22 protein-coding genes are annotated in these 25961 nt (G+C 63.5%); 12 read left to right on the top strand and 10 right to left on the bottom strand.

What is annotated here, in order from left to right; all coding sequences use genetic code 11:
• Positions 1 to 34: 34 nt before the first annotated feature.
• Together QEH68_RS15845 and QEH68_RS15840 are read right to left on the bottom strand one after the other, a co-directional pair.
• Complete coding sequence (locus tag QEH68_RS15845) at positions 35 to 1576, bottom strand: M28 family peptidase (RefSeq protein ID WP_280623350.1); 1542 nt, start codon at positions 1574 to 1576, stop codon at positions 35 to 37.
• Positions 1577 to 1681: 105 nt separating this feature from the next.
• Positions 1682 to 3031, bottom strand: a complete 1350-nt coding sequence (locus tag QEH68_RS15840) for an acyltransferase (RefSeq protein ID WP_280623349.1) — start codon at positions 3029 to 3031, stop codon at positions 1682 to 1684.
• A 300-nt stretch (positions 3032 to 3331) separates the two neighbouring features.
• Between QEH68_RS15840 and QEH68_RS15835 the strand changes: the two genes are divergently transcribed.
• Positions 3332 to 3520 carry a hypothetical protein gene (locus tag QEH68_RS15835; protein ID WP_280623348.1) on the top strand — a complete coding sequence of 63 codons (189 nt, stop codon included), beginning with the start codon at positions 3332 to 3334 and terminating at the stop codon, positions 3518 to 3520.
• A 105-nt stretch (positions 3521 to 3625) separates the two neighbouring features.
• Here QEH68_RS15835 and QEH68_RS15830 read toward each other — a convergent pair whose 3' ends face one another.
• Entirely contained in the window at positions 3626 to 4537 is a 912-nt protein-coding gene (locus tag QEH68_RS15830; protein ID WP_280623347.1) for a phosphatase PAP2 family protein, read from the bottom strand.
• 155 nt (positions 4538 to 4692) lie between these two features.
• Between QEH68_RS15830 and QEH68_RS15825 the strand changes: the two genes are divergently transcribed.
• Genes QEH68_RS15825 through QEH68_RS15810 form a run of 4 tightly spaced genes read left to right on the top strand, consistent with a single transcriptional unit; the run spans position 4693 to position 9392 of the window.
• The gene (locus tag QEH68_RS15825) at positions 4693 to 6111 is read left to right on the top strand and encodes a sugar ABC transporter substrate-binding protein (RefSeq protein WP_207594371.1); all 1419 of its coding nucleotides are present in this window, start codon (positions 4693 to 4695) and stop codon (positions 6109 to 6111) included.
• Positions 6108 to 7073, top strand: coding sequence for a sugar ABC transporter permease (locus QEH68_RS15820; protein ID WP_207594370.1), 966 nt, complete (start codon positions 6108 to 6110; stop codon positions 7071 to 7073). The genes QEH68_RS15825 and QEH68_RS15820 overlap by 4 nt, the downstream gene beginning before the upstream one ends.
• A gap of 8 nt (positions 7074 to 7081) precedes the next feature.
• Complete coding sequence (locus tag QEH68_RS15815) at positions 7082 to 7954, top strand: carbohydrate ABC transporter permease (RefSeq protein ID WP_207594369.1); 873 nt, start codon at positions 7082 to 7084, stop codon at positions 7952 to 7954.
• A gap of 28 nt (positions 7955 to 7982) precedes the next feature.
• The gene (locus QEH68_RS15810) at positions 7983 to 9392 is read left to right on the top strand and encodes a glycoside hydrolase family 32 protein (protein ID WP_280623346.1); all 1410 of its coding nucleotides are present in this window, start codon (positions 7983 to 7985) and stop codon (positions 9390 to 9392) included.
• A gap of 93 nt (positions 9393 to 9485) precedes the next feature.
• Here the strand turns inward: QEH68_RS15810 and QEH68_RS15805 are convergent, their stop codons facing one another.
• Positions 9486 to 10538 carry a LacI family DNA-binding transcriptional regulator gene (locus QEH68_RS15805; protein ID WP_280623345.1) on the bottom strand — a complete coding sequence of 351 codons (1053 nt, stop codon included), beginning with the start codon at positions 10536 to 10538 and terminating at the stop codon, positions 9486 to 9488.
• Positions 10539 to 10602: 64 nt separating this feature from the next.
• Positions 10603 to 11244 (bottom strand): DUF2510 domain-containing protein, encoded by a 642-nt coding sequence (locus QEH68_RS15800; protein ID WP_280623344.1) that lies wholly within the window; start codon positions 11242 to 11244, stop codon positions 10603 to 10605.
• 102 nt (positions 11245 to 11346) lie between these two features.
• Between QEH68_RS15800 and QEH68_RS15795 the strand changes: the two genes are divergently transcribed.
• From QEH68_RS15795 to menD, 4 genes are all read left to right on the top strand, one after another.
• On the top strand, positions 11347 to 11952 hold the full coding sequence (locus QEH68_RS15795; protein ID WP_280623343.1) for a hypothetical protein: 606 nt from the start codon (positions 11347 to 11349) through the stop codon (positions 11950 to 11952).
• A gap of 61 nt (positions 11953 to 12013) precedes the next feature.
• Entirely contained in the window at positions 12014 to 13030 is a 1017-nt protein-coding gene (locus tag QEH68_RS15790) for an o-succinylbenzoate synthase (RefSeq protein ID WP_280623342.1), read from the top strand.
• Positions 13031 to 13106: 76 nt separating this feature from the next.
• Positions 13107 to 15194, top strand: coding sequence for a PhoX family phosphatase (locus QEH68_RS15785; RefSeq protein WP_280623341.1), 2088 nt, complete (start codon positions 13107 to 13109; stop codon positions 15192 to 15194).
• A 550-nt stretch (positions 15195 to 15744) separates the two neighbouring features.
• Positions 15745 to 17454, top strand: a complete 1710-nt coding sequence (gene menD / locus QEH68_RS15780; protein ID WP_280623340.1) for a 2-succinyl-5-enolpyruvyl-6-hydroxy-3-cyclohexene-1-carboxylic-acid synthase — start codon at positions 15745 to 15747, stop codon at positions 17452 to 17454.
• 109 nt (positions 17455 to 17563) lie between these two features.
• Here the strand turns inward: menD and QEH68_RS15775 are convergent, their stop codons facing one another.
• The 4 genes from QEH68_RS15775 to QEH68_RS15760 form a co-directional block, all read right to left on the bottom strand.
• The gene (locus tag QEH68_RS15775; RefSeq protein ID WP_207594361.1) at positions 17564 to 18358 is read right to left on the bottom strand and encodes an amino acid ABC transporter ATP-binding protein; all 795 of its coding nucleotides are present in this window, start codon (positions 18356 to 18358) and stop codon (positions 17564 to 17566) included.
• Positions 18359 to 18369: 11 nt separating this feature from the next.
• A complete protein-coding gene (locus QEH68_RS15770; RefSeq protein ID WP_089595937.1) occupies positions 18370 to 19161 on the bottom strand; it encodes an amino acid ABC transporter permease in 792 nt (263 codons plus the stop codon).
• A 93-nt stretch (positions 19162 to 19254) separates the two neighbouring features.
• Positions 19255 to 20052 (bottom strand): ABC transporter substrate-binding protein, encoded by a 798-nt coding sequence (locus tag QEH68_RS15765; RefSeq protein ID WP_207594360.1) that lies wholly within the window; start codon positions 20050 to 20052, stop codon positions 19255 to 19257.
• 158 nt (positions 20053 to 20210) lie between these two features.
• The gene (locus QEH68_RS15760) at positions 20211 to 21566 is read right to left on the bottom strand and encodes an isochorismate synthase (protein WP_280623339.1); all 1356 of its coding nucleotides are present in this window, start codon (positions 21564 to 21566) and stop codon (positions 20211 to 20213) included.
• 91 nt (positions 21567 to 21657) lie between these two features.
• On the opposite strand from QEH68_RS15760, the gene QEH68_RS15755 reads away from it, so the two are divergent.
• Genes QEH68_RS15755 through QEH68_RS15745 form a run of 3 tightly spaced genes read left to right on the top strand, consistent with a single transcriptional unit; the run spans position 21658 to position 24905 of the window.
• A complete protein-coding gene (locus QEH68_RS15755) occupies positions 21658 to 22419 on the top strand; it encodes a demethylmenaquinone methyltransferase (protein ID WP_280623338.1) in 762 nt (253 codons plus the stop codon).
• 29 nt (positions 22420 to 22448) lie between these two features.
• A complete protein-coding gene (locus QEH68_RS15750) occupies positions 22449 to 23792 on the top strand; it encodes a geranylgeranyl reductase family protein (protein WP_280623337.1) in 1344 nt (447 codons plus the stop codon).
• A gap of 9 nt (positions 23793 to 23801) precedes the next feature.
• Positions 23802 to 24905: a polyprenyl synthetase family protein gene (locus QEH68_RS15745; RefSeq protein WP_280623336.1), complete on the top strand. Its 1104-nt coding sequence runs from the start codon at positions 23802 to 23804 to the stop codon at positions 24903 to 24905.
• Between the two features lie 119 nt (positions 24906 to 25024).
• Here QEH68_RS15745 and QEH68_RS15740 read toward each other — a convergent pair whose 3' ends face one another.
• A complete protein-coding gene (locus QEH68_RS15740) occupies positions 25025 to 25894 on the bottom strand; it encodes a type IV toxin-antitoxin system AbiEi family antitoxin domain-containing protein (RefSeq protein WP_280628026.1) in 870 nt (289 codons plus the stop codon).
• Positions 25895 to 25961: the final 67 nt, after the last annotated feature.

Raw genomic sequence — 25961 nt, 5'->3', positions numbered from 1 at the left:
GCCCGGCGGCCGTTGTCGCATTTAAACAGAACTACTAGCGGACTGCCTGGTTGCCCTTGAATTCGAGCTTCAGGTTGCCCGTGCCCTTCGCGGTGCCGTTCACCGCGGACTGGGTTTCAGCGAAGACCAGCGTGGAGTGGGCAATGGCGTCGGCCATCTGTTCCAGGGCCGCAGTGTCAATGTTGGTGATGTCGTCGCAGGCCTGGTGGTAGCAGGGGTCGTAGGCAACGCCTGCCGTGCCGCCGTAAATGGCCGCCTGCTCCGCGGTCTTGATCTCCTCAGCACCAGTGAAAAGGCCACCGGCCGGAATGCCGTTTTCGATGAACCCGAAGTAGTCCGAGCGGCCGTCGAACTCTGTGGGCTCCGTAGCCAGACCTTGAGAGGCGAAGTAGTCCAGGAACACCTTCTCGATCAAGGCTGAACCGTTGGGCCCCGCGGTTCCGAGTGGTTTGCCATCACCGTCGTAGACGAACCTGACCGGGTTGGGTGAAGCCACCATGTCGAAGTTGAGGTTGAGTGCATGGTTCTTGACGTCACTCTTACTCAGTTGGGCCACGTAGTAGTCGGAGCCAATCAGGCCATCTTCCTCGCCGCTCCACCAGGCAAACCGCACGCGGTTTTCCGGAGAAATTCCAAGTGCCGCAAACTGCAAGGCCGTCTCAAGGATGGCACCGGATCCGGAGCCGTTGTCATTGATGCCGGGACCCTCAGCGACGGAATCGAGGTGCGCACCCACCACCACGGTGCGGTCTGCGCGCCCGGCCGTATCCGCCAGGACGTTGAAGGTTTCGATCGGCTGGGTATTGCCCTCAACCACGATGCGCACCGTAGCACCCGTGAGACCGGCCAGTTCCTCACCGACCGCAAAGCTTGCACCTACCGTTGGGACGGTCACTTCCGGGTTGTCAGCTGTGGGGGCGCCGAGGGTTCCATCCACCCTGCCCAGCCGATCATCGGCGTCGCCCTGGTTGAAGATGATCACGCCTGCTGCCCCCGCAGCTTGGGCGTTCACGGCCTTGGTGTTGAAAGGACAGGTGCCACGCTGAATGAGTGCGATACTTCCGGCTACAAATCCGGTGAAGTCGATAGCCTCGCAACCACTGGTTGAGGCACGGTCGCCTGTGAGATTGATGTCCACAGGGGTCACATTCCCCGTAACCTCGCCGAAGCCGGAGTACGACATCGCAGCAAAATCGTCCTCGGTGTATGTCCTTGGGGTTGGCGTAAGGCGCTCAAAAGATTCACCCGTCAGGTTGAACTTGAGGTATTCGAAGTACTGGCGCTGTGTCACGAATCCTGCGGCTTCAAGCTGATCCTCGATGTACTCCGCCGAGGCCACATGGCCCGCAGTACCGGCAGATCGCGTGCCGCCATTGGCCTCAGCGATCGCTTGGAGTTCTTCGAGGTGGCCGACGATTGCGTCCGCAGTGACGGCGTCCCGAAGGGCCTGACTGTCCGTCCCTTTGGCAGCCAGCGCGGGTGGAGTTATTGCTACGGCAAGAATCGCGATGGTCGCCACTCCTGCTGCAAGGGCAGAGGTTCGTTTTTCAATGCGTGGTTTGTGCTTTGTATGCATGTCCTGCATCTCCCTGTGGTGACCCGGTAATTGGGTGGCCGGGTGCGGTAGCGCAGAATCTACCCCGCGGGAGCCCGCTGGTGAAGGCTTGCTTTATTGAGCCGGTCAGGCTTCTGTCCGCCCCATCAGCCGCGGCGTCTTCCACGCCCGGTCCGGGACCTTGCCGGTAACAAGTGCCACGGCGATCACCAACAGGACCAAACCCCACGTCGCATTGGTGACATCAAGGGCCTGCCTCATCACCACGAAGGGCGGGATGATCGCCAGGACGGTTCCAGCTGCGATACGCCACATGGATGGCCGCGTAGCTCCGGGAGCCAGGGCAGTGCTGGCAAGTTCCAAGCGGACCAACGGTGTAGAGACCAGCAACACCAGCGCCCACGCTGCGATGTAGAACAGGGGACGACTCACCCACCACTCGGTGCTGGCAGGCTCGGGGAACGGCAGCCGCAGGACCAGTGCGATCCCGAACAAGGCAATGATCAACGGCAGGTGCCACAGGTAGATGGTCATGGCCCGGCTGCCCACCACGAACATCACCTTCTGCACCCAGCCCACCTGCACGCACCACTGCAGCACCGGGTATACCGCCTTCACCAGCAGAATGTGCGCCAAGCCCACCAACACCAGCGGGAACATGGGCGGGTTCTGGCTCGTCAGCATGTCCACGGGGTAGGGACCGGCGCCCGTCAGCGGGACCAGCGCTCCATAGCAAGCAACCGCGGCCAGGGCCAGTTTCCAGCGGGCAAACCGGTCAAAGAAGCCATCGGCGTAGAAAAAGCCAAGCTGCTGCAGCAACCCCCACACGAACACCATGTTCAGCAGCCCGATCGGATTTGAGTCGAAACCCCACGGGTTGTGCTCCAAGCCCAGGCGAACAACATCAACGACGACGGCGCCCGCGGCCAGCGCTGCGACGGTCCGGTACGGTGCCAGGCCGTGGAGCTTGGCCATGGTGGGAACCATCGCCTGGCAGATCAGGTATGCAGCCAGGAACCACAACTGAACTCCGGCGCCCGCAGCGATAACGGTAAGAAGATCGCCCGGGACGCCGGCCGCCGTCGCACTCCAGAGCGCAATGGTGAGGAAGGCGTAGAGGGCGACCGTGGGACGTACCAGTCGGAGCACGCGGTTCCGGAGGTAGTCGCCGGCGTCTCCGCCTTTGCGTTGTAGGCTCCGCCACGAGGTAAGCGACGCGAAGCCGCCCACCACGAAGAAGAGCGGCATGACCTGGCCGAACCACGTACCCTGCGCGAACCAGCTCAAGGACGTCAGGGGATTCCCCACCCCGATGCCGGAGGAGTCCACGCTGATGCCCATCATGAGCAGGTGGACGGCCACCACGGCAAACATGCAGGCGACGCGAATGAAATCGACCACGAGATCGCGGGATGCCGGGACGGAGAGAGTCGATGCCGTGGCGGGGGCCGGGCGGGGACTGAGGGTGGAAGACATGGGTGCTCCTGGGAAGTTGCCTTGTTTATCCAACGAGTGGATTAACTGTAACCCACCGAACGGGGTTACGTCGACGTCTTGTTCAGAAAGGTCTTGGCATTTGGGTCAGGAATGACCCGACGGGGCGTAGCCTGAAGAAGGAGGACCCGCCCCAGTATCCAGAGAGATTGCGCAGCGCATTCAGGTCCCACAAATCCACCCCAACAATGAACGGCAGCGCTGATCACTATGCACATCAGGGAATTTTGGAGTCAGCTTTCTCCGGACACGCAACAATGGCTCATCGACAATCCGGGAAGCATGATTGTGCCCCGAACCATGACTGCCATCTTCAATGACGAAACCGGCGAGGACGGGGCCGTGGACATCCACGGCGGCACTTTGCTCACTGCGGATGACCAACTCTTCATCCGGGAACAGGCGCACCTTCGGGGGAATGTGGCCGCGGAGGACCCCATGTTCTTCGATTCAGTGGGTCCGGAGGACTAGCAGCCCTGTCGCCACCCGGTGGCGCACCGTTTTGCGCGAATCGCCGCCGTAAGCACTGGTGCGATCGGCGCGGAAGGGTGCGCCGCCGTCGTGCGTTTGGAGCGTCTAGTTCTTCCGCGCAGCCAGTCCGAAGAGCCAAGTGCCGCCCAGTGCTGACAGATAGCCGGCGATCACAATGAAGGCCGTGCCGGCCCAGAAGTAGTCGATGGTGCTGTCGGTGCTCAGGCCGGGCATGACCTGCAGTAGTGAGTAGGCCGCGACAACGCCGGCCACCACCAGCGCGGTTACCGTGAGCCATACCCACAGCCGGGATGCCGCCCAGTGCTCGCCGTAACCCTTCCACACGTTCCAGCTGGTCCCTGTGCGGAGGATGAGCCACCCCGCGGGGAGCATGACGGCGCCGACTACCAGGAAGGCCGCTACGACGTCGGCTGGGCGATGCCACTGGTTGATGAGCGTGGAAACGCCGGTGGCTACGGCGAAGGTGCTGCCCAGGAACCCGGCCAGCGGGCGCCAGCGTGGCGACACCATGAGGAACACGGCGGCGGCAGCGGAGGCGGCAAGGGTGGTGTGCCCGGAGGGAAGTGAGTTCAATTCCAGGGTTTGGACGCCGCGGTCGGGCCGGTCCGGGATGAGGAACTTGAGGATCTGCGTGGCTGCATTGGCGGCGATGCAGGCGGCCACGGCGATGCCGGCGGCTTTCCAGCGGCGCCGGGCGATGGTTACGAAGAGCACCATGATGGCGGCGATCGCGAGCGACAGCATGGGCAGCATGTCCAGGAACTCCGTAGAGGCCCTCCCGGCTGTTCCGCCCAGCACGGTGGCTTCAACAAGCGCTGATTCGTCGATGAACTGGCCCATGGTGGTGCGCACAAAGAAGTAGTACGTTGCGGCCAGGCCCACCACGCTGGCGATGGTGGCCAGGATGAAAAGGAATCCTGTTCCGATGCCTGCGTCGCGCTGTTGAAGCGGCCGTTTGCTCGACCTCCCGCTGGTGCGGAATTGCTGGGAACTCATTCTGTCTAGGGTGCCACAGTTCTCTGGAAGGCCGGTGTGAGTTCGGCCTTAGCGTGGCGCGGCAAAGTGAGATCCCTGCAACATTCCTGTGACGGTTGACACGTGTTAGGTGACAGGTTTAGGCTTCCTAACACGTGTTAGGGAAGGAAATCTACATGTCGGGAACCAATGGGGCTTTGCGTCAATTCACACGCAGAAGTGCCCTCACAGCCCTCGGCGCCGGGATTGTTGGAGTAACCGCGGCGTCGTGGCCGCGGTTGACCGGGACGGACATCCCCGGCCGGGGAGACAACAGCCTCAGCATCGCCATCATGGGCACCGCGGCCGACGCCGCAGCCCGTCAAAAGGTCATCGACGCCTTTGCGAAAGTCCACCCTGATATCAAGGTCAAGGTCCAGGCGATCCAGGCTGTCGACTGGAAGGACTTCTTTACCAAGATCCTCACCATGGTGGCAGCAGGCACCCCGCCGGACGTGGTGTACGTGGCCACGGAAGGCGCGCAGCTCTTTGCAGAAAAGCTGGCCCATCCGCTGGATGACTACCTTCGCCGGGACGCGGACCACATGAAGGAATACTTCGAGGACGTCCACCCCAGCCTGGTGGAAGCATTCATGTACAAAGGCAGCCTGTTCCAGCTCCCCATCGACTGGAATGCCGCCAACATGTACTACAACACCACTGCGCTCACTAAAGCGGGACTGGAACGGCCCTCCGACAACTGGACGCACACCGACTTCCGCAGCACCCTCGCAGCCATGAAGAAGGCAAATCCCAAGGACTTCACGCCGTACTACTGGACCAACCGCCTCTTCGGCGGTGTGGTGCCATGGCTCTACGCCAACGACACCAGCTTCCTCAAGGAGACCAAGTCCCCGGGCGGCGAGTGGCTGTGGGACGGCTTCTACGCCAACGATCCCTCGCGGAGCCTCCGCTCCGGCGGCTACCAGTGGCTGGAACCCAACGCCGACGATCCCCGGGTCTTCGAATCCTTCGACTACCTCCGCGGACTGGTCAAGGACGGGCTGGGTGTCCGGCCGGAGGAAGGCGGCGGCAGCGCTCTGATCGGCCTCTTCGCCTCCAACAGGATAGGTACGACGCCGGCGGGCGGCTACTGGGTCCAAGGCCTCCACGAGGCGGGGATGACCGAAAACGACTTCGACGTCCAGTTCTTCCCCAAATGGCGCACCCAACGGCACCAGTTCGGCACAGCCGGGTACGCGATCATGAAGACCGCCAAGGACAAGGATGCCGCCTGGGAATGGGTGAAGTTCAGCTCCAGCCGCGAAGCCATGCAGATCGTCTTCCCCACACCGAACACCACACCCGCCAGGCGCTCCATGGTCAACGAACAGCTTTACGCAGGAACAGGTCCACGGAACTGGAAGGTCTTCTACGACACCCTGGACAAGTTCCCCACCACAGGGCCCATTCCAGCGCCACCCCAGCAGGCCGCCGTCGAAACCGCCCTCATGAAAAACGTCAGCCTGGCTGTCAGTGGGGACGAGCGCCAACTCAAAGACGCCCTGAGCTCCATGCAGCGTGACCTCGAAATTGCCCTGAGGAGGCAGCCATGAGCACCGCCACCAGTACTCCTACAGGCACGGGGAGCGAGCCGGGTCGTCGCCAGGCCGCCCATAAGAACGGACAAATCTCCAAGCGCGGCCGCGTCCAACAACGCTGGCTGCCGTGGGCCTTCCTGGCCCCAACCATCGTGGGCATGGGCATCTTTACCCTCCTGCCGATCGTCGCTTCCATTGCGCTCGCCTTCTTCCGCTGGGACATCATCTCAGCGCCGACGTTCGTGGGTTTCGATAACTTCGCCGAGGTAGTCCAGGACCCCACCGTCCGGGTCTCGTTCCTGAACACCATCGTGTTCGTTGTGGTGGCAGTGGCCCTCCAACTCGGACTGGCGCTGGGCCTGGCAATCATGGTGCAGGAGAAGCTCCCGGCCTGGCTCAGGGTGTTCTTCCGCTCCGCCTTCTTTTTCCCGCTGATTCTGTCCGCGGCCTCGGTATCGATCTTCATGCGCTACCTCTTCAACGAGCAATTCGGCGTGGTGAACTGGTTGCTGTCCATCGTGGGCATCCCAGCGGTCCCGTGGCTGACGACGCCGACCGGGTCTGCCGCCGTCGTAATTCTTGTGTACGTGTGGCAAAACTTCGGGTTCTCATTCCTCCTGTTCATCGGTGGCCTGGCCTCCATTCCGGTGGAGACATACGAGGCCGCGTCGATTGACGGTGCGACGGGTTGGCGCAAGCACTGGTTCGTCACCCTGCCGCTGCTCAGTCCCACCACCCTGGTGGCTTCCGTCATGGCGATCATCAACGCGCTGCAGGTGTTCGACCAGCCTTATGTCCTCACCCGCGGCGGGCCCGGCGACTCGACGCGTACAGCCGTGATGGTGATCTTCGAGTCCGCATTCCAGCGCCTTGAGTTCGGCGAGGCATCGGCGATCGGCGTGATCCTGACGCTCATCATCATGGCCATCACCGCCGCGCAATTCCGGCTCAGCAAACGATTCGTCTTCTACCAGTAAGGCCCGCCATGACTACCATTCAAGAACGTGTCACCACCACGGCGCCTGTAGTGAAGCGGAAGAAGCGCGACTGGTCAGTGGCCATCCGCGTCGTTGTCTTGCTGATCGCGTCCGTCTTTGTCCTGGGGCCGGTGCTGTGGACGCTGTCCACCTCGCTGCGACCGCCGTCGGAATCCTTCCAACTGCCGCCCACCTTCCTGCCCCTGAATCCGGACCTGACCTCCTACGAGCAAGTGTTCAAACAGCTCAACATTGTGGCGCTGGTAGTGAACAGTGCGCTGGTGACCGGTTTGATCGCGGTGGGGCAGATGATCACCGCCGCGCTGGCAGGGTACGCGTTTGCGCACCTGAAGTTCCGGGGGCGGGGTGCCCTGTTCTCGATCGTGCTGGCCACCATGATGGTTCCGGCGCAGGTGACGATCGTGCCCGTTTTCATGCTGATCCGTGGTGTGGGCCTCTCGGACACGCTGCTCGCGCTGATCATTCCGGCCATTCCGACGGCGTTCGGTACCTTCCTGATGCGCCAGTACTTCATGGGGCTGCCGGGTGAGCTCGCTGAAGCGGCCGCGATCGACGGCGCCTCGCCGTGGCGGACCTTCCGCTCCGTGTATGCGCCGCTGGCCATGCCGGGCCTGGCGATCGTGGGCATTCTGGCGTTCAACTTCCACTGGAACGAGTTCTTCAGGCCCCTCATCATGACCATCTCCGAGCAGAACTTCACCCTCCCGCTGGGATTGGTCTCACTTCAAGGCAACCTCGGCACCGGAAGCATCTCCGTGGTGCTGGCCGGCGTTGTCCTCTCCATGATTCCTGCGCTGGTGGTGTTCATGTTCGGCCAGCGCGCGCTGCAGGACGGACTCACCGCGGGCACGGGCAAATAATTCACACCCTCTTTTGAAAGGGGTTCCGTTGACGGACCTTGCACTCTCTTCCTCTCTTTCCATGGGGGCGACACACCCGGATCCCGCCTTCCCGCGCTTCCACCCTCGTCCGGCGCAGGGTTGGATCAACGATCCCAACGGCATCAGCTTCATCAACGGCCGGTACCACGTGTTCTTCCAGTACAACCCCTCGTCCGCGCGGCATTCGCAGATCAACTGGGGGCACGTGAGCTCTGGTGATTTGGTGCGTTGGGAAGAGCACCCGGTGGCGCTTTCTCCCCAGACGGGCGGGCCCGACTCCGCCGGTTGCTGGACGGGCGTTGTGACCTCGGACGATGGCGTGCCCACCGCCGCCTACTCCGGGATCAAGGACCATGGCGGGCACTCACAAGTGGTGATCGCCCGCGGTTCCGCTGATCTGGTGACGTGGGAGCAAGACGGGCACGTGGCTGCGTCCATGCCTGAGGATCCGTTGGTGACCGCCGTCCGCGACCCCTTCATCTTCCGCTTCAACGGTGCCCGTTACGCCATGCAGGGTGCAGGGCTCTCCGACGGGCGCGCCGCTTTACTGCTGTACACAGTGGACTCCCTTGACGTCTGGGAGTACCAAGGCATCTGGCTGACCTCTGCTGATCCTGTGGCCGCTGTGCATACGCCGGCTGAAATTTGGGAGTGCCCGCAACTGGTGGAGGTGCCTCTCTCTTCCGGTGGCTCCACGTGGGTCATGATGTTCTCCCTGTGGCTCTCCGGCGACGACCACGAGCACGCCAACGGGGTGGGATACCTGACCGGCTCCCTGTCCGCGGATCCTGTCACGGGGTTGCCCGTGTTTGCTCCTGCCTCGGGTGGCAAGGCGGATCTTGGCCGCGACTTCTACGCACCGCAGATTGTGCAGTTGGCCTATTCTGCCGGGTCTGCTGCTGCTGCTTCTGCTGTTCCTGCTCCTGCGGCGCTGTTGTGGGGGTGGGCCAACGAGGGTCCCGGACGCGATGGCCGCCGTGGCCGCACCCAGGAAGAAATCGACGACGCCGGGTGGGCGGGTGTCCTGACGCACCCCCGCGTTTTGTCCGTGGTTGACGGGGCACTGACTGTCACTCCTGCGCCTGAGATTGAGGCGTACCGGGGTGCTGCTGTGGCTGAAAGTGCTGCCGGCTCCGTTGCTGTGCCTGCGTTTGCCGAGGTACTGGTTCGGGGTGGTTCTTCCGGTTCCGTGGAGCTGGTGCTTGGTGCGGGTGCCGATGCCCAAGTGGTCTACGCGGGTTCCCTTGCTGCGGGGGAGGAGCTCCGGATCTTCGTCGACGCTTCCCTCGTGGAGGTATACCGTGCCGGTTCCGTCGCCACCACCCTTCGGGCCTACCCGGCCCCGGGGGAGGAATGGCAGCTCACCTTGCCGGACGGTGCGACTGCAGACGTGTGGGAGTTGAGCCTCCCCGCATAGGCGGGAGGCCGGCGTCGTGCGCTGGTTGTGGGGCCTGTTCTGCACGTTATGGGTGTGTCGAGGGGTGCAGAGTGGGCCTCGCAACGTGAGGAATCAGCGCGTGGGCGCGGGGCCGGTCGATTCCCGGATGACGAGGCGGCAGGGGACCATCGTTTCCACGGTGGTCCCCTTTCCTGTGGTGTTGGTTCCCTCGATGGCGTCCAGCAGCGTGGTCATGGCGGCGCGGCCGATCTCCCGCAGCGGCAACGCCATGGTGGTGAGTGACGGGACCATGGTGTCCGCGATCCGGGTTTCGTCGTCGTAGCCCATCACGGACAGGTCATCGGGGACGCTGAGCCCAAGCCGTGCAGCCGCAAGCATCACCCCGACGGCCAGCCGGTCGTTCGCGCACATAATGGCCGTCGGACGTTCAGCCGGGGACACGCCGTCGAGCAGTTTCATTGCGCCGTGGTAGCCGGCATCAATATCCCATCCGGCCATGAAGATCCGGTCGCTCCGTAGAGGAACGTTGGCCGCCGTGTGCGCATCCCGGTACCCCTGAACGCGGAGTGGCGCGGCCGGTGAGTCCTCATATCCTGCCAGCAGTGCGATGTCCCGGTGACCCAGCTGCAGCAGGTGCTCGGCAGCTTCGCGGCCGCCGGTGACCTCATCGGGGATAACGTGGTGCAGCTGCGGCTGGGGGAGGGCGTCGTAGCAGTTGGCCAGCACGGACGGTACGCGGAGCATGCCCTGCGGCACGTCGATCGGTTTCAAGCCCACAGTGACGTACATGAGCCCATCCACTTGCCGGTCCAGGAGGGTCTCGATCGCGCCGGCATCCCGGGCGCTGTCCCGCTCGGTGTCCATGACAACTGTGACAAAGCCGCGGCTGCGGGCGATGTCATCCGCGCCACCGATGATGTTGCCGTCGAACGGGCTGACCACCACTTCATCGGACAGGATGCCAATTACCCGTGAACGCTGATTTCGCAGGCTGAGTGCGATCGCGTTGGGGGAGTAGTTCAGCTCCAGCGCCGCCGCCCGGATCCGGTCCTGGCTCTCCTTGGCCACATTCCCATCGCCCCGGCCGTTCAGAACCAGCGAGACCGCGCTTCTGGACACGCCCGCACGTTTGGCGACATCCAGGGCAGTGGCCTTGCGATTCATGGCGGAGAGTCCTTCCGGTCGTTGACAGCAGTCTACCTAACGCGTGTGAGGTTTCCCTTTGGCGCTACGTGGTGAGGGACGAACCGAAGGACGACATCATGGTCTGCATCATGTTGGACGTCCAAATGCCGGCCACCACCATGCTGATCACAAAGACGGCGATGGTGATCCACACCGGCAACAGCCCGCGCTTGGGCGCCACTTTATTGACGATGACGGAACGGCCAATGACATAGACCGCCGAGTTCAGGAACGTCCAGGCCCAGTGGAAGGGACGTACGACGCCGGACCTCGCCAACCGCTGATAGTCCAGGTACGCGAAGAACACCGAAAGGCCATAGATCACCAGGCTCGATGCCATCAGCAGGAAGTACCCCGGCGTATAGATCGAGAAGGGGTCAAGGGTGGTGACGCCTTGACGCGTGGTGATGACGCGGAACTCCGGCTGCCAGGTGAGCATGAACAATACCGAGACTAAGGGCAGCAACGTGATGGCCCAAATGAAAGGGTTGTAGACCGGTGTTTGCTCGCTGATCGGGGTACGCGGAGCCTTGAAAACCGGTGCGTACTGCACCTGCTGCGGAGCCTGCCGGGGAGCCTGGTGGGCTGTCCAGGCGCGGCCGTCCCACCAGCGGACCAACCGGGGGTCCGAAGGGTCCGGGTACCAGCCGGGAGGCGTCGTGGAACCGGGTGTTGATTGAGTCATATCTCCCCCACATTGAGTCGTATTCCGAGAATATCGCGATTGCCGTCTATCGGTTGCCACACACCTCTCCCCAGCGCCTGTGAGGTGGTGTAAGAGTGGTTTATGAGCTTCTTCGACGACCTTCCGGAGCCTCCCGAACAGGCGCGTCAACCACAACCGCTCAGGCCGGGGTGGGCCGGGCCGCCGTCGGACGAACTGCCAGGGGTGGTTCCCGGTGGTTTTCTCCACACCAGTCCGCGGATGGTGGTGGCGCTGAAACTGGTGGAGGTTTACTCCACGGGCTGCTTGTTGGATCTGGTGTGGTCCGTTCAACGCAGGGACGAATCCGATCAGGAATGGCGGGAGATCGTGGAAGAGTCCTACAACCATCCGCGCTCCAGCCTGGACACCAGGACGGGGCTGCAATTAGGCGTCTCCTTTGCAGACGGACGCAAGGCAGTCGCTGCCCTCCACGGACCGGCGGCATTCGAAGACACCGACGACGTCACTGGGCCTGTGCTGACCACCTTGGGTGGAGGCGGAGGGAGTAATAACGGCGACTACGTCCAGTTCGCCGGCCGCTACTGGTTGTGGCCGTTGCCGCTGGAAGGGGACACAACGCTGGTAGCCAGGTGGGAGGCCTTGGGACTACCGGAAAGCTCCCTCGAATTGTCCGGCGTCCAACTGGGAGATGCCTTGGGCAGGGTCCGGAACTACTGGTCCGGTTAGCTTGTCCACATAGCCGGATTGACCGGCGATCGAGCCCGCAGGCCGCCGGTACAGTGGCACTATGCCTGCGCTTCCCCCACTCGAAGAACTTCTCGATTCGGCCCATGTGGTCTCACTCCCCATGCGCGTGAAGTTCCGCGGCATCATGGAGCGCGAGACGCTCGTCTTGCGCGGGCCCATGGGCTGGGGCGAGTTCTGTCCGTTCCCCGAATACGACGACGACGAATCCTCCCGCTGGCTGGCGGCCGCCCTCGAAGCCGGCTGGCTTGGGTTTCCCCCTCAGCTCAGGGACACCATCCCGGTCAACGCGACGGTTCCCGCCGTTTCTGCAGAACGCGTCCCGGACGTGCTGGGGTGCTTCGGGCGGGTGGACGCGGTCAAGATCAAAGTTGCCGAGCGTGGGCAGTCGTTGAATGACGACGTTGCGCGGGTAAACGCAGTACGTGAAGCTTTGCCGGAGGCCGCCCTCCGCGTGGATGCCAATGGGGGATGGGACGTAGAGCAGGCAGTGAAAGCGCTGGGCAGGCTCTCGGCTGTCGGCCTTGAGTACGCCGAGCAGCCAGTACCCACCATTGAGGGTCTGGCCCAGGTCCGCCGCAGGCTCACTGACGCTGGGACGCCGGTCCTCATCGCTGCGGACGAGAGCGTACGCAAGGAAGACGATCCCCTTCGGGTAGCCAGAGCAGGCGCCGCGGACCTCCTTGTGGTCAAGGTCGCTCCACTCGGGGGAGTCCGGCGGGCACTGGACATCGTGGAGCAAGCCGGGCTGCCCGCCGTCGTCAGTTCCGCGCTGGATACCTCTGTGGGCATCCGCGCCGGACTCGCGCTCGCAGCCGCGTTGCCCTCACTTCCCTACGCATGCGGACTTGGCACCGTATCGCTGTTTGCCTCGGACATTACGCTGGACCCCTTGGTGGCCGACGACGGCGCCATCCACGTCCGCGAGGCTGTCGCCGATCCCGGCCTGCTTGAGCAGTACGCGGCCCCCGCGGAGCGCAGGGACTGGTGGCTTGACCGGCTTCGCAGTGTGCATGCAGTCCTGGCGGGAAACCAGCATCCTTTGTTCACCGTTTCTTAACCGGAGAGACCTCTCAGATTCGGTTTCCGCTGAAAGGCTCAGCGGGAACCTCGTACATCTCTGGAAGGTCTTCCCCATGTCTGAAACCACCGGACGCACGTTTCCGCTGCTCCCCATGCTCGGCCACACCAAGGGCAAGCGAAGCGCGGTTACCTGTGCTTTGAAGTGCGACAACGCCTGCTCTGGCGATGTCTGCAACACCAGCGCCAACGGCTACTTCCGCGACATTGCTTCTACAGCCATGTCCCGCCGTGCCGCCCTAGGCCTCGGTGCCGCAGGAGCGCTCGCCATCGTGCTCGGTGGTGCCGTGACCGGTGGGGAGACCGCCGTAGCCGACCCTGGAAACGGACTCTCCGATGCCGCGAAGAAGGGCTTCGACAAGTCCAAGCTCAAGTTCACTGCCATCAAGCCGGTAGACGCAGCGGTGGACGCCTTCACCGTGCCCGAGGGCTTCGACTGGAAGCCGGTCATCCGCTGGGGCGACCCCCTCTTTGCCGACTCGCCTGCCTTCGACCTCAACGCGCAGACTGCCGCAGCCCAGGCCCGCCAGTTCGGGTACAACAACGACTACACGGACATCCTGCCTATCCCGGGTTCCAAGGACCGCCGTGCCGTGCTCTTCAGCAACCACGAGTACACCAACGAGAACATCATGCTGCCCGAGGGCTTCGACCCCAAAGAGGCACGTGCCATCGGCCGGGCAGGGCATGGCCTTGCCGTGGTGGAGCTCGAGCGCAAGAACAAGAACAAGCCGTGGAACTACGTCCAGGGAGCACCCCTGAACCGTCGATTCCTCACGGACACCGTCTACGAACTGACGGGCGCCGCGGCCGGTACCAACCTGGTCAAGACGATCGATGACCCGGCAGGCCGCTGGATCAAGGGCACGCTGGGCAACTGCGCCGGTGGAACCACCCCCTGGGGAACCATCCTCTCCGGCGAAGAAAACTTCAACGGTTACTTCGCTGCCCCGGGGACCAGCGATGGCGACAAGCGCTATGGAATTTCGGCGAAGCCGACCACCCGCCAGTGGGAACTCGACGAGCCGCGCTTCGACACCCGCAACCCGGGCTACGCCAATGAGACCAACCGCTTCGGCTGGATTGTTGAAGTTGACCCGTTCGACCCCACCTCCACTCCCAAGAAGCACTCCGCCATGGGCCGTTTCAAGCACGAAGGCGCCAACGTCATTGTTGCCCCGTCCGGCAAGGTAGTGGCGTACATGGGCGACGACGAGCGCTTCGACTACCTCTACAAGTTCGTCTCCAAGGGCAAGTACCAAGCCGGGGACTCCCGCGAGGCCCGCAAGAACAATATGAACCTGCTCTCCGAAGGTGACCTCTACGTTGCCAAGTTCACGGGCGATTCGCCTGCCGACATCGACGGCACCGGCAAGCTTCCCGCCGATGGCGCTTTCGACGGCACCGGCGAATGGCTGCCCCTGGTAGTCAACGGCACCTCCGCAGTTCCCGGCATGACTGTTCCGGAGGTCCTGGTCTACACCCGCCTGGCCGCCGACAAGGTTGGGCCTACCAAGATGGACCGTTGCGAAGATGTTGAGCCCAACCCGCGTACCGGCAAGGTCTACGTGGCCTGCACCAACAACACGGACCGCGGCAAGCCGGGCAAGGAAGGCGCTACGGAGGTCAACCCGCGCACCCTCAACCGTGACGGCCACGTCGTGGAGATTACCGAGGGCCGCGAGCAGACAGGCACCAAGTTCAATTGGAACCTCCTGCTGGTGGCCGGTGACCCAGCCAAGAACACCTCCACGTACTTCTCGGGATTCCCGGCGGACAAGGTTTCACCGATCTCCTGCCCGGACAACGTTGCCTTCGACTCCGTGGGCAACCTCTGGATCTCCACTGACGGCGCCCCCGGCACCATTGGCTACGCCGACGGCCTGTTCAAGGTCACCCTTGAGGGACCGGAGCGCGGCAAGGTTGAGCAGTTCCTTGCCGTTCCCCGCGACGCTGAAACCTGTGGTCCGATCATCCACGACGAAGAGCGCACAGTGTTCGTTGCCGTCCAGCACCCAGGTGAAGATGGCTCGTTCGCGGCGCAGAACTCCTTCTTCCCGGACTACGTCCCGGCCGGAGCTGCGCCCGCTGCGGGTGCAGCGCGGGCTCCCCGCCCCTCGGTGGTGCAGGTCTTCCGTAAGTAGGTTCTTGTACCTTGCGCATGACGAGTGCTCTCCCGCCCGGGTTGCCGGGTGGGGGAGCACTTTGTATTCCCCGACGGTCTATCACCTCCCGCGTGTTTGAGCCGGACGCTCTGTCACCTCCCGCGTGTTTGGGCCGGACGCTCTCTCACCTCCCGCGTGCTTGGGCCGGACGCTCTATCACTTCCCGCGTGTTTGAGCCGGACGCTCTGTCACCTCCCGCGTGTTTGGGCCGGACGCTCTCTCACCTCCCGCGTTCCTGGCAGCTTGCGCCCCAACTGGTAGCGCCCGGGGTGCGGAACAACGGCGACACCCTAGTGAGAGAGGGATGTCCGATGTGGGCCGGGATGTGAGAGAGGGATGTCCGATGTGGGCCGGGATGTGAGAGAGGGATGTCCGATGTGGGCCGGGATGTGAGAGAGGGATGTCCGATGTGGGCCGGGATGTGAGAGAGGGATGTCCGATGTGGGCCGGGATGTGAGAGAGGGATGTCCGATGTGGGCCGGGATGTGAGAGAACATTGAGGGCTCGCCTGCGCCAATAGACTGGAACGGTGACTTCCCAGGACTCTCTGACATCCATTGGTGCCGCCCGGATCGCCGTTACGGCACTGCTCGACGGCGGTGTGCGGCACGTGGTGGTGGCGCCGGGTTCGCGCTCCGCACCCATGGCCTACGCCCTCGCTGAAGCAGAAGCTTCGGGCCGCGTCCGGCTGCACGTGCGCATCGATGAACGCGACGCCGGATTCACCGCGCTCGGCCTGGCACTTTCCACCGAGGCCCCTGTTGCCGTGGTAACCACATCCGGCACGGCTGTTGGCAACCTCCTGCCGGCCGTCATGGAAGCCAACCATTCGGCCGTTCCCGTGGTGGTCATTTCCGCGGACCGCCCGGAAGAACTCCATGGAACCGGGGCGAACCAGACCACCACCCAATTGGACCTCTTCGGCGATCACGTGAGATTCGCCGTCGACGTTCCCGCCGGCGACCATCCCCAAAAAGCCGTTGCCACGGCTCTGTACGCAGCAACCGGTGCCCTCGAGGACACCCCGCCCGGCCCCGTCCAAGTGAACCTTGCCTTCCGCGACCCCTTGGTGCCAGCCGACGGTGACGCGCTTCCGACGGCTGGGGGACATGGCGTGTTTCATTACGACGCCGGACCCCAGGCACTGGTTCTCCCGGAAGCATCCAGAGAACTCGCTGAGCGACGCACCGTGGTCCTCGCAGGTCATGACGCTGGCCCTGTGGCGGAGGCCTTCGCCCGCGCCCATGGCTTGCCACTGCTAGCCGAGCCGTCGTCCAATGCACGCTTTGGCCCGAATGCAGTGGGACCGTACCGGGTGTTGCTGGAGCACTTTGGGCCCCAATCAGCATCTCCGATCGAACGTGTGGTCTTGTTTGGCCGCGCCACTCTGTCCCGTCCCGTGGCCGCCTTGCTGGCACGCGAATCAGTAGAGACAGCCATCTACCAGCCCGTTCCTGTTGCTTGGTACGAAGCCGGCCGTCGCCGCGAAGTGCCCATCGAAACCCTTCCCGAGCTAGCAGAATTCGCCGGCCGCGGGTCAACCGAATGGTTGGATTCCTGGCTCCTCGCCGGCGCTGCCGCCCAACACGGCTTGGATGGAGTGCTCGCGGGGGAGACCCTTGCCAGCGGCCCATCCGTCGGCGCCACGGTTTGGGAGCATTCCCGCGGGCAGCTGGTGCTCGGGTCCTCCAACGGCATCCGCGACGTCGACCTCGCCGGACAGCCCCACCCCGAACCGGTTGCCAGTGTTTACGCCAACCGCGGCCTCGCCGGCATCGACGGCACCATCGCCACAGCCACAGGCATTGCCTTGGGCAGCGGACGCGAAACCACGGTCCTTCTGGGCGATGTCACCTTCCTCCACGACGCCGGGGGTTTGCTCCTCGGCCACGGTGAACCTGTGCCGGATCTGCGCATCGTTGTGCTCAACGACTCCGGCGGGGCGATCTTCAGCCTCCTTGAGCACGGCGCCGTGGAGGACTCAGGTGCCTACGGCACCGCCGTCGAACGCTTGTTTGGCACCCCGCACTCAGTGGACATCGCGGCACTCGCGGCGGCGTACGGCGTCGGACATCAAGCGGTAAGTACGACGGCGGAACTTGCCTCGGCGCTCAGGGCGCCGCTCAAGGGACGCACCATTGTGGAGGTGAGCGTGGACCGGACGGGCCTGCGGGCGCTCCATGCCCGGATCAAGGAGGCCATTTCGGCTGCTGTGGGCCAGGTCCTGACAGCCGGCTAAGCCCGGCCCGGGATGGCTAAACCCGTCCGCGCCTTACCCAACGCAAAACGGGCGGGCAACACCCACAAAAGGAGTGCCGCCCGCCCGTCGGCGGAGCAAAGCGAAGGAGCTAGGCTTCCTCCACACCAATGTGCGTAGGATCCAGGACGCGGCGCAGGAATTCCTTGGTGCGGGGCTGGGTGGGGGCGCTGATGACGTTTTCCGCCGGCCCTTCTTCGACCACAACACCGGCATCCATGAAGACCACGCGGTCGGCCACTTCCCGGGCAAAGCCCATCTCGTGGGTCACCACCAGCATGGTCATGCCTTCCTGTGCCAGCTTGCGCATGACGGCCAGGACATCGCCCACGGTTTCGGGGTCGAGGGCAGAGGTGGGCTCATCGAAAAGCATGAGCTGCGGGTCCATGGACAGCGCGCGGGCAATAGCTACGCGCTGCTGCTGGCCACCGGAGAGCTGGTCCGGGAAGCGGTCGGCGAGGTGTCCCAGGCCAACGCGCTCCAGGTTGTGGCGCGCTACGTCCGAGGCCTCGGACTTGGAACGCTTGAGGACCTTGGTCTGCGAGATGGTGCAGTTGTCCAGGACGCTGAGGTGCGGGAACAGGTTGAAGTGCTGGAACACCATTCCAACGCTTTGGCGCATCTTGTTGAGGTCTACGTCGGGGTCGGTGGCCTCGAACTTGCCCACGTTGATGGTGCCGGCGTTGGGCTGCTCGAGCAGGTTAACGCAGCGAAGGAGGGTGGACTTGCCGGAGCCCGAGGGCCCGATCAAGCAAACTACCTGACCAGGTTCAACGGTCAGGGAGATCCCTTTGAGGACCTCGTTGCTGCCGTAGGACTTGCGAAGGTCTTTGATGTCGACGCCCGCAGCGCGAACGCCGGACGTGCTCCCAGTGGAGTTATTCATGACTGTCCTGCCTATCGCTTCGTCCGCGCGGAGCGGCTTTCGAACTTCCGTGCCAGGAGGCTCAAGGGGATGGTGATGACCAGGTAGAAGGCGCCGGCCACGAGCAGCGGCGTCAGGCCGGCTCCGAGGCTGGAGATGCCGTCGCGCCCGAACTTGGTGAGCTCGTACTGGGACGCTGTGAGACCCAGGACGTAGATCAGCGAGGAGTCCTTGGTGAGAAGGATAATCTCGTTGGTGAGCGGCGGCAGGACGATCTTGAAAGCCTGCGGGATGACGATCGAAACCATGGCCCGCCACTGCGGCATGCCCAAGGAACGGGCTGCTTCCATTTGGCCCTTGGGTACGGCCTGGAGGCCTGCACGGAGGGTTTCAGCGATGTACGCCGCTGCCACCATACCCAGCGAGACCATCACGATGATGTTCACGTCCCATTGGATTCCGAAGGCCAGTGGAACGCCGTAGCCGAAGGCGATGAAGACCAGCAGTGCGGGAACACCCCGGAAGAACTCGATATATCCCGTTGCGAGCCAGCGGTACAGCGGGAAGGACGAGAGCTTCATCAGGGCCAGCAGAAGGCCGCCGGACAAGCCCACCACGAATCCGAGGAACGTGTAAATCAGGGTGTTTTTGAGGCCCACCAGGAAGATGTCCGGGAACATCGGCCCGATTTTGGAGAAGTTGAAGACGCTGGTGCCAATCGTCTTCCAGTCCACAGCGAGGATCACTGCGGCCACGGCCACGACGAAGATTCCGGCCTGGACGTACAAACTGACTTTGGCTCGTTGACGTGCAGTCATTGCCATGGGGTTCTCACATTCATGTTGCGCAGGTGGGGCCCGAAACAACGTGTCGTTTCGGGGCCCGCCTGCGTGGATCTGGGGGAGCCTGGGCTCGGACTACTTGGTGGCTTCGCCGAACCAGGTGGTCTCGAACTTCTTGAGGGAGCCGTCGTCGGTGATGCGCTTCAGCGTGGCGTTCACGGCGTCCGTCATGGCGGTGTTGCCCTTCTTGATGGAGATGCCCAGCTTCTCGCCCGTTGCGTAGTCTTCAACGCGCTTGAGGTTGGAGTCGTCCTTGATGGCGTAGCCCAGGACGGACTGGTTGCCGATTGCGGCGTCGATGGTGCCGGCCTTGAGGGCCTGGACCAGGAGGCCGGAATCCTCGAACTGCTGTGCGTCGATTCCCTTGTCCTTGGCGTACTGGGCACCGGTGGTGGCCTGCTGGACGCCTACCTTCTTGCCCTTGGCGCCGTCGATGTTGCTGATGCCGGAGGACGAGGTGGCCACGAGGGTCAGGTCGTCATCCAGGTAAGGGGTGGAGAAATCCATGACGTTTTTGCGGACGTCGGTGATGGAGATCGAGGAGATGGACACGTCGCAACCGGTCAGGGCGGTGCCGGTCTCGATTGCTTCGAAGGAGCTGTCCACCACGTTGAGTTCGGCCTTGACGTCCTTGGCGAGCTCGGCTGCGATGTCCATGTCGAAGCCGACGATCTTGCCGTCCTTCTGGAATTCGAAGGGCTCGTAAGGAACGTCCGAGCACACAGTGAGCTTGCCGGCGTTGATGAGCTTGAGGCCGGAGGCGTCCGTGGCAGCCGGGGTGGACGAGCCACCGCAGGCGGTGAGGGCCAGTGCGCCGGCTGCGAGCACAGCGGCAATCTTGGTGCCGGACAGAACCGAACGGGAGATCTGCATGTTGTTTACCTTTTGTTGCGGTGGATGCTGAACTGAGTCGGTTTTAGTGTAGCGCCGAACGTGAGATGTGCATCACAGGAAACGAAGTTTCACTATTGGATAACAAGTCTACGCACTTATCAACCATGTCCGAGAGGGATCTGTCTGGAATCCCAGATTCAGCGGCGGATACCCAGCGCCTCAAGCATCGGCCGGAATTTCGCCCATGTTTCCGCCAGTTCGGCTTCCGGCTGGGAGCCCTCGACGATGCCGCACCCTGCGTACAGGCGCACCGTGTTGGCGTCCTCGATCACCGCGCCGCGAAGCGCTATACCCCATTCGCCGTTGCCGGCGGCGTCGAGCCAACCGACCGGCCCGGCGTACGGGCCCCGGTCCAGGTGTTCGAGTTTGCGGATCAACGCGCCGGCCACCAGCGTCGGGGTTCCGCACACGGCCGCTGTGGGATGCAGGGCATTGATCAGGGCCAAACACGTGGGCACGTGCCCCTCGATGTCCGCCAACTCTGCCTTCACGTCGGAGGCCAGGTGCCACACGTTGGGCAACTCAAGAATGAAAGGTTCGCTGTGCGAGTTCATCGCTTCCGAGAAGGGAGCCAACTGTCGCGTCAGCGAATCGATCGCAATTTCGTGCTCATGCCGCTGCTTCTCGGATCCAGCCAGGACACGCTCCGCATATTCCATGGGGGAGCCGTCCATGCCGTCAGCGTCACGTCGATCCAGGGTTCCGGCCAGCACACGGGCCTGTGCGGTGCGGCCCTCCACCTGAATCAGCATCTCTGGCGTTGCGCCCACCAAACCGTCCACGCCGTACGTCCAGCATTCGCGGTACCTTGCGGCGAGCTGGCGAAGTACCTCCGCAGCGTTGACGCCCTCCGGAAGGTTCGCGACGACGTCGCGCGCCAACACCAGCTTCTCCAGTTTCCCGGCGCGGATCTCCTCCACGCCGTTGGACACTGCCTGCATCCACGCGGCCTCGCTGAGGGAACCATGGCTGAGGTGGCCGGCGGAACCGTCTGCGGCAATCACCTCAGTTGAGGGCACGACGCCGGACCCTCCTGCCGCTGGATCCTCACCGTTCGGTTCCCGTTCAGTCAGCCAGCGGTGCACGGAGGCGAGGACGCCCGCTTCGGTGAGGGCGGCGTCGTCGAACGTTAATTGGGTTGCCCAGGCGCGGCCATCGCGGATTCCCACCACCAGCTCCGGGAGGATCAAACGGGACACGTGCGGGGAGGTCTTGGAGAAGGCGAACGAGCCGAAAGCCACCGGGCCGGTACCGGGAAGCTCCACGTGATCAGTGATTTCGGCCTCAAGAATGAGGTGCCGCCACCAGATATCGGCCTCAAGGAAACGCTCGGGCCCGGTGGCATTGAAGCGGGTCAGCTCGCCGTACCCCACCAATCCAGCCTCGCGGCGCGACCAGCAAAGAACGTCGTCCCGCACCAGAAACGACGGCAGCCCCCCGGAGGATGATTCAACATCGAGGGGGACTGTCAAGGTGCGGAGCGTGCTCGTCATGATGGAACAACAGTACTCCCGAGGACAACCAGAATCTGAGCCGACTTCTACAGCGCAGCAAAGTCGGCTGAATGTCTGAGACAATTACAGGGTGAACCGAGCATCCTTGGAAAAGCGTCCGGACGAAGTTGCGACGATGTTTGATGATGTCGCCCCAAAATACGACGTCGTGAATGATGTCCTGTCCATGGGGCAGACACGGCGTTGGCGCCGGATCGTGGTTGATGCCGTGGACGTGAAGGTTGGCCAGAAGGTCCTGGACCTCGCTGCCGGCACCGGCACCTCCAGCGAACCGTACGCAGACGCAGGCGTGGACGTTGTGGCCTGCGACTTCTCCCTGGGCATGCTCAAGGTCGGCAAGCGCCGTCGCCCGGATATCGACTTCATCGCCGGTGACGCCACCAACCTGCCGTTCGCGGACAACAGCTTCGATGCTTCCACCATCTCCTTCGGCCTGCGCAACGTCGTTGAACCGCGCAAGGCACTCGAGGAAATGCTGCGCGTCACCAAGCCCGGCGGCCGCCTGGTCATTGCCGAGTTCTCGCACCACGTAGTGCCGCTGTGGCGCAACCTCTACACCGAGTACCTGATGCGCGCCCTCCCGGCCATCGCCACCAAGGTTTCCTCCAACCCGGACGCCTACGTGTACCTCGCCGAGTCCATCCGTGCCTGGCCGGACCAGGACCACTTGGCGCAGTGGCTCAGCGACGCCGGCTGGACCGACATTACTTACCGCAACCTCAGCGGCGGCATCGTCGCCGTGCACCGTGCTCAGAAGCCCGCCGAGCACCGCGAAAGTGTTCCCGTGGCCAAGCTTCGCCGCCAGATCAAGCCGCGCCAACAGGCCGGCTGACCCCGTACCGCCTGCTGATTTAGGACGACGTGAAAGTACTGATTGTTGGCGCGGGCCCGGCCGGGTCCACCGCCGCGTATTACCTCGCCCAGGCGGGCATCGACGTCACGGTGCTGGAAAAGACCTCTTTCCCGCGTGAGAAAGTGTGCGGCGATGGCCTTACCCCGCGCGCCGTCCGCGAGATCCAGAAGCTTGGGCTGTCCCACGCTGTGGAGGACGGGTGGCGCCGGAACAAGGGCCTCCGCCTCATCGCCGGCGGGCGCACCATTGAACTGCCTTGGCCCGAGGTTTCCGACTTTCCCACGTATGGCCTGATCCGCACGCGTCTAGGCTTCGATGAATCTTTGGCCCGGCACGCCGAGGCCGCTGGCGCCGTCGTTCTTGAACGCCACAGCGTTACCTCCGCTTTGACCGCCGACGACGGTCGCGTCATCGGCGCACGGGCGTCCATCCTTGACGAGTCCGGACGCAAGACGGGTGAAACGCGCGACTTCCATGCGGACGTCGTCCTCGCCGCAGATGGCAACTCGACACGAACCGCCGTGTCGCTGGGGATGCATAAGCGCGACGACCGTCCGCTGGGCGTCGCCGTACGTACCTACTTCACGTCCCCCCGCCATGACGACGACTGGATGGAAGGCTGGCTGGAACTTCCCGGCAAATCCGGCAAGCCGCTGCCCGGCTACGGCTGGGTCTTTGGTGTTGGCGACGGCACCTCCAACGTGGGCCTGGGCATCCTGAACTCCTCCAAGGAGTTCGGCAAGCTCGACTACAAACAGGTTCTGCGCGAATGGACCGCCGGTATGCCCACGGAATGGGGCTTCAGCCCTGAAAACCAGGTGGGGGAGATCCGCGGCGCCGCGCTGCCCATGGGCTTCAACCGCACCCCGCATTACTCACCCGGGCTGCTCCTGCTGGGCGACGCCGGTGGCATGGTGTCCCCGTTCAACGGCGAAGGCATCTCCTACGCCATGGAGTCCGCGCGGTTCGCGGCAGAGTTCCTGATCGACGGTGCCGCGCGTTCGGCTTCAGCCGGTTGGTCAACGCACGACGCCGACGCGCACCTCTCGCGGTACGCGGACTACGTGCGGGACCAGTGGGGATCGCACTTCACGCTGGGTCGGGCCTTCGCATTCCTGATCGGCAAGCCTGCCGTGATGAAGCTCGCCCTGCGAACCGGGATGCCGATTCCTGTGCTGATGCGCTTTGTGGTCCGGATGCTCGCCAACCTCACCGACCCCGCCGCGAAGGGCTTCGAAGACCGTGTCATCCGGGTCCTCGAGATGCTGGTTCCGGCCACGTCCAACACTTCCTCTGCCCGTGCCCTGACGCCGGCAGGCTCCGACACCGCGGTTTCCGCACCAACTAGTTAGGGTTAACCCGTGACGAACTCTGCCGAACACAGCTGGACTCATGCCGGGCACGGCTTGCCGCAGGCTGTTGAGCCTGCTCCCAACACCACCGCGATCGCAACGGGACTCCAACTGCCAGCCGGTTTTGCCGCTATTGCCGGAGATCCGGAGCTGGGTCCTGCCATCACCACCAACCTCGCCCGGGTGGAGAAGAAGCTCCGCGAAGCCATCTCCAACTCCGACCCCCTGGCTGATGCAACGTCGCGTCACCTGGTTGAAGCCGGTGGCAAGCGGATCCGCCCCCTGCTCACCCTGCTGTGTGCCCACCTCGGCGATGCTTCACGTCCCGAGGTTGTCCAAGCTGCGGTAGTTGTGGAGCTTACGCACCTCGCCACGCTCTACCACGACGACGTAATGGACTCCGCTCCCTTCCGCCGCGGCGCTCCCACGGCCCATGAAGTGTGGGGCAACTCGGTGGCCATCCTCACCGGTGACCTGATTTTCGCCCGTGCTTCCATTTTGGTGTCCGAGCTCGGCTCCCGCGCTTTGGGCATCCAGGCACGAACCTTCGAACGCCTGTGCCTCGGCCAGCTCCACGAAACCGTGGGCCCGCGCGAAGACGAAGATCCCGTGGACCACTACCTGTCCGTCATCGCGGACAAGACCGGGTCCTTGGTGGCCGCATCCGGGCAGCTCGGTGCGATCTTTGCCGGCGCCGATGAAGCCTACGAGAACCTGCTGGTTGAATACGGCGAAAAGGTGGGCGTTGCCTTCCAGCTCGCCGACGACGTTATCGATGTCACCGGTGTGAAGGTCAAGTCCGGCAAGTCCCCGGGGACCGACCTCCGCGAAGGCGTGCCCACGTTGCCTGTGCTGCTGCTGCGCCGTGACGCCGCTGCAGGAGATGCCTCGGCCTCTGCTCTCCTGGAATTGATCGACGGTGACCTGTCTTCCGACGCCGCCCTGGCTGAGGCCGTGGCCGGACTGCGCGAGCACCCGGTGACCAACGAGTCCTGGAAGATCGCCCGCCAGTGGTCCGCGGAAGCCGTCGCCGCCCTGGCCCCGCTGCCCGAGGGAGTGGTGAAGGCCTCGCTGACCAACTTCGCGCATGCCGTGGTGGACCGCAGCAGCTAGGTTTTGCGTTGGTTCCTGACCTTGTTTGAGCACACAACGGCCGCTATGCACCCTCATTGGGTTGCATAGCGGCTGTTGTGGTCCCAAAGAGGGTCAGGACGCCACACTTTCCGCTCACATCACGACGCCGGTACCCACTTTGGCGTCCAGCGTGACGGTCCGAAACGCCCGGCTTCCCTGTTATTCAGGACTTCAAGCACCTCAGCCACCATCTTTTCCGGATGGTGAACGACGTCGGAGTAGTAATAGCGAAGGACAAGGAAGCCGCCTCGCATGCTCGCATTGTTCCGGTACTGGTCCTTCTTCACCTGCCTGCCTTCCAAGTGAGTGCCGCCGTCGAGTTCGATGACCAGGAAACCGTTGATTAGGCAGTCGACTTCGCCGACGCCGGGCAACTGAACATGCATGCGGACCAGGAGTCCGGCCCGCCGAAAGTGGGTGTGCGCCAAGACTTCCAGTAAGGAGTCTGCCCGAGGCAAGACCAGATCGAGTATCTGCCGGGCCCGTCCATTCCGGTTCCCGGGAAGTCTTGACCTGAGAAAGTCAGTGCCCAGCAGGGCCTGACTTACGGCACTCTGAACCAAGACCAGTGACTCGAGCTCAGGCCGGCACCTCAAAGCATGCAGCAGCACATCGGCCACACCAGCAACCGGAAGATAAGGGTGCCGGGGATGGGCGCAGGAGGTGTGATCAATGATTGCCGGAGCGGGAACACCGTTGCCGCAGCTGAGATGGAGGTCTTGCGGCTTATGAAGCAGCCACAGTCCGTAGAACCTCGCTGCCGAGATGCACGTCAGTCTGGCATTCAGTCGAAAGGCTGCAACGACGTCCGGGTCTGCCCCCTTGGCAGCGTAGACGCCGCGTTTCAACCTGGTGGCCAGCCCGGACTCGATCGCGGCAGCCAGCTTTCGCTCAGTGAATCCAGCTCGTTGCAGGTCGAGTGTGCGGGCGACTCCGTGTCGGAGACGGAGGAATTCGACGAGGTCCATCTGGCCATGGTTGCCGTGCTTGCCGGGGTCCGGGATAGGCATTTCGTCGTTATGTGGATAACTCAAC

It is taken from the genome of Paenarthrobacter sp. OM7 (assembly GCF_029873575.1).
In the GTDB taxonomy this organism is placed as follows: Bacteria; Actinomycetota; Actinomycetes; order Actinomycetales; family Micrococcaceae; genus Arthrobacter.
This window is presented reverse-complemented; position numbering and strand designations above follow the sequence as displayed.

Excerpts from the sequence above, each read along its gene's own strand:
- QEH68_RS15770 (WP_089595937.1), bottom strand. The coding sequence starts at position 19,161 with ATGGCAATGACTGCACGTCAACGAGCCAAAGTCAGTTTGTACGTCCAG.
- QEH68_RS15805 (WP_280623345.1), bottom strand. The coding sequence starts at position 10,538 with ATGAATCGCAAGGCCACTGCCCTGGATGTCGCCAAACGTGCGGGCGTG.
- QEH68_RS15785 (WP_280623341.1), top strand. The coding sequence starts at position 13,107 with ATGTCTGAAACCACCGGACGCACGTTTCCGCTGCTCCCCATGCTCGGC.
- QEH68_RS15760 (WP_280623339.1), bottom strand. The coding sequence starts at position 21,566 with ATGACGAGCACGCTCCGCACCTTGACAGTCCCCCTCGATGTTGAATCA.
- QEH68_RS15825 (WP_207594371.1), top strand. The coding sequence starts at position 4,693 with ATGTCGGGAACCAATGGGGCTTTGCGTCAATTCACACGCAGAAGTGCC.
- QEH68_RS15790 (WP_280623342.1), top strand. The coding sequence starts at position 12,014 with ATGCCTGCGCTTCCCCCACTCGAAGAACTTCTCGATTCGGCCCATGTG.
- QEH68_RS15815 (WP_207594369.1), top strand. The coding sequence starts at position 7,082 with ATGACTACCATTCAAGAACGTGTCACCACCACGGCGCCTGTAGTGAAG.
- QEH68_RS15835 (WP_280623348.1), top strand. The coding sequence starts at position 3,332 with ATGATTGTGCCCCGAACCATGACTGCCATCTTCAATGACGAAACCGGC.
- QEH68_RS15820 (WP_207594370.1), top strand. The coding sequence starts at position 6,108 with ATGAGCACCGCCACCAGTACTCCTACAGGCACGGGGAGCGAGCCGGGT.
- QEH68_RS15765 (WP_207594360.1), bottom strand. The coding sequence starts at position 20,052 with ATGCAGATCTCCCGTTCGGTTCTGTCCGGCACCAAGATTGCCGCTGTG.
- QEH68_RS15830 (WP_280623347.1), bottom strand. The coding sequence starts at position 4,537 with ATGAGTTCCCAGCAATTCCGCACCAGCGGGAGGTCGAGCAAACGGCCG.
- QEH68_RS15795 (WP_280623343.1), top strand. The coding sequence starts at position 11,347 with ATGAGCTTCTTCGACGACCTTCCGGAGCCTCCCGAACAGGCGCGTCAA.
- QEH68_RS15845 (WP_280623350.1), bottom strand. The coding sequence starts at position 1,576 with ATGCATACAAAGCACAAACCACGCATTGAAAAACGAACCTCTGCCCTT.
- QEH68_RS15800 (WP_280623344.1), bottom strand. The coding sequence starts at position 11,244 with ATGACTCAATCAACACCCGGTTCCACGACGCCTCCCGGCTGGTACCCG.
- QEH68_RS15840 (WP_280623349.1), bottom strand. The coding sequence starts at position 3,031 with ATGTCTTCCACCCTCAGTCCCCGCCCGGCCCCCGCCACGGCATCGACT.
- QEH68_RS15775 (WP_207594361.1), bottom strand. The coding sequence starts at position 18,358 with ATGAATAACTCCACTGGGAGCACGTCCGGCGTTCGCGCTGCGGGCGTC.
- QEH68_RS15740 (WP_280628026.1), bottom strand. The coding sequence starts at position 25,894 with ATGGACCTCGTCGAATTCCTCCGTCTCCGACACGGAGTCGCCCGCACA.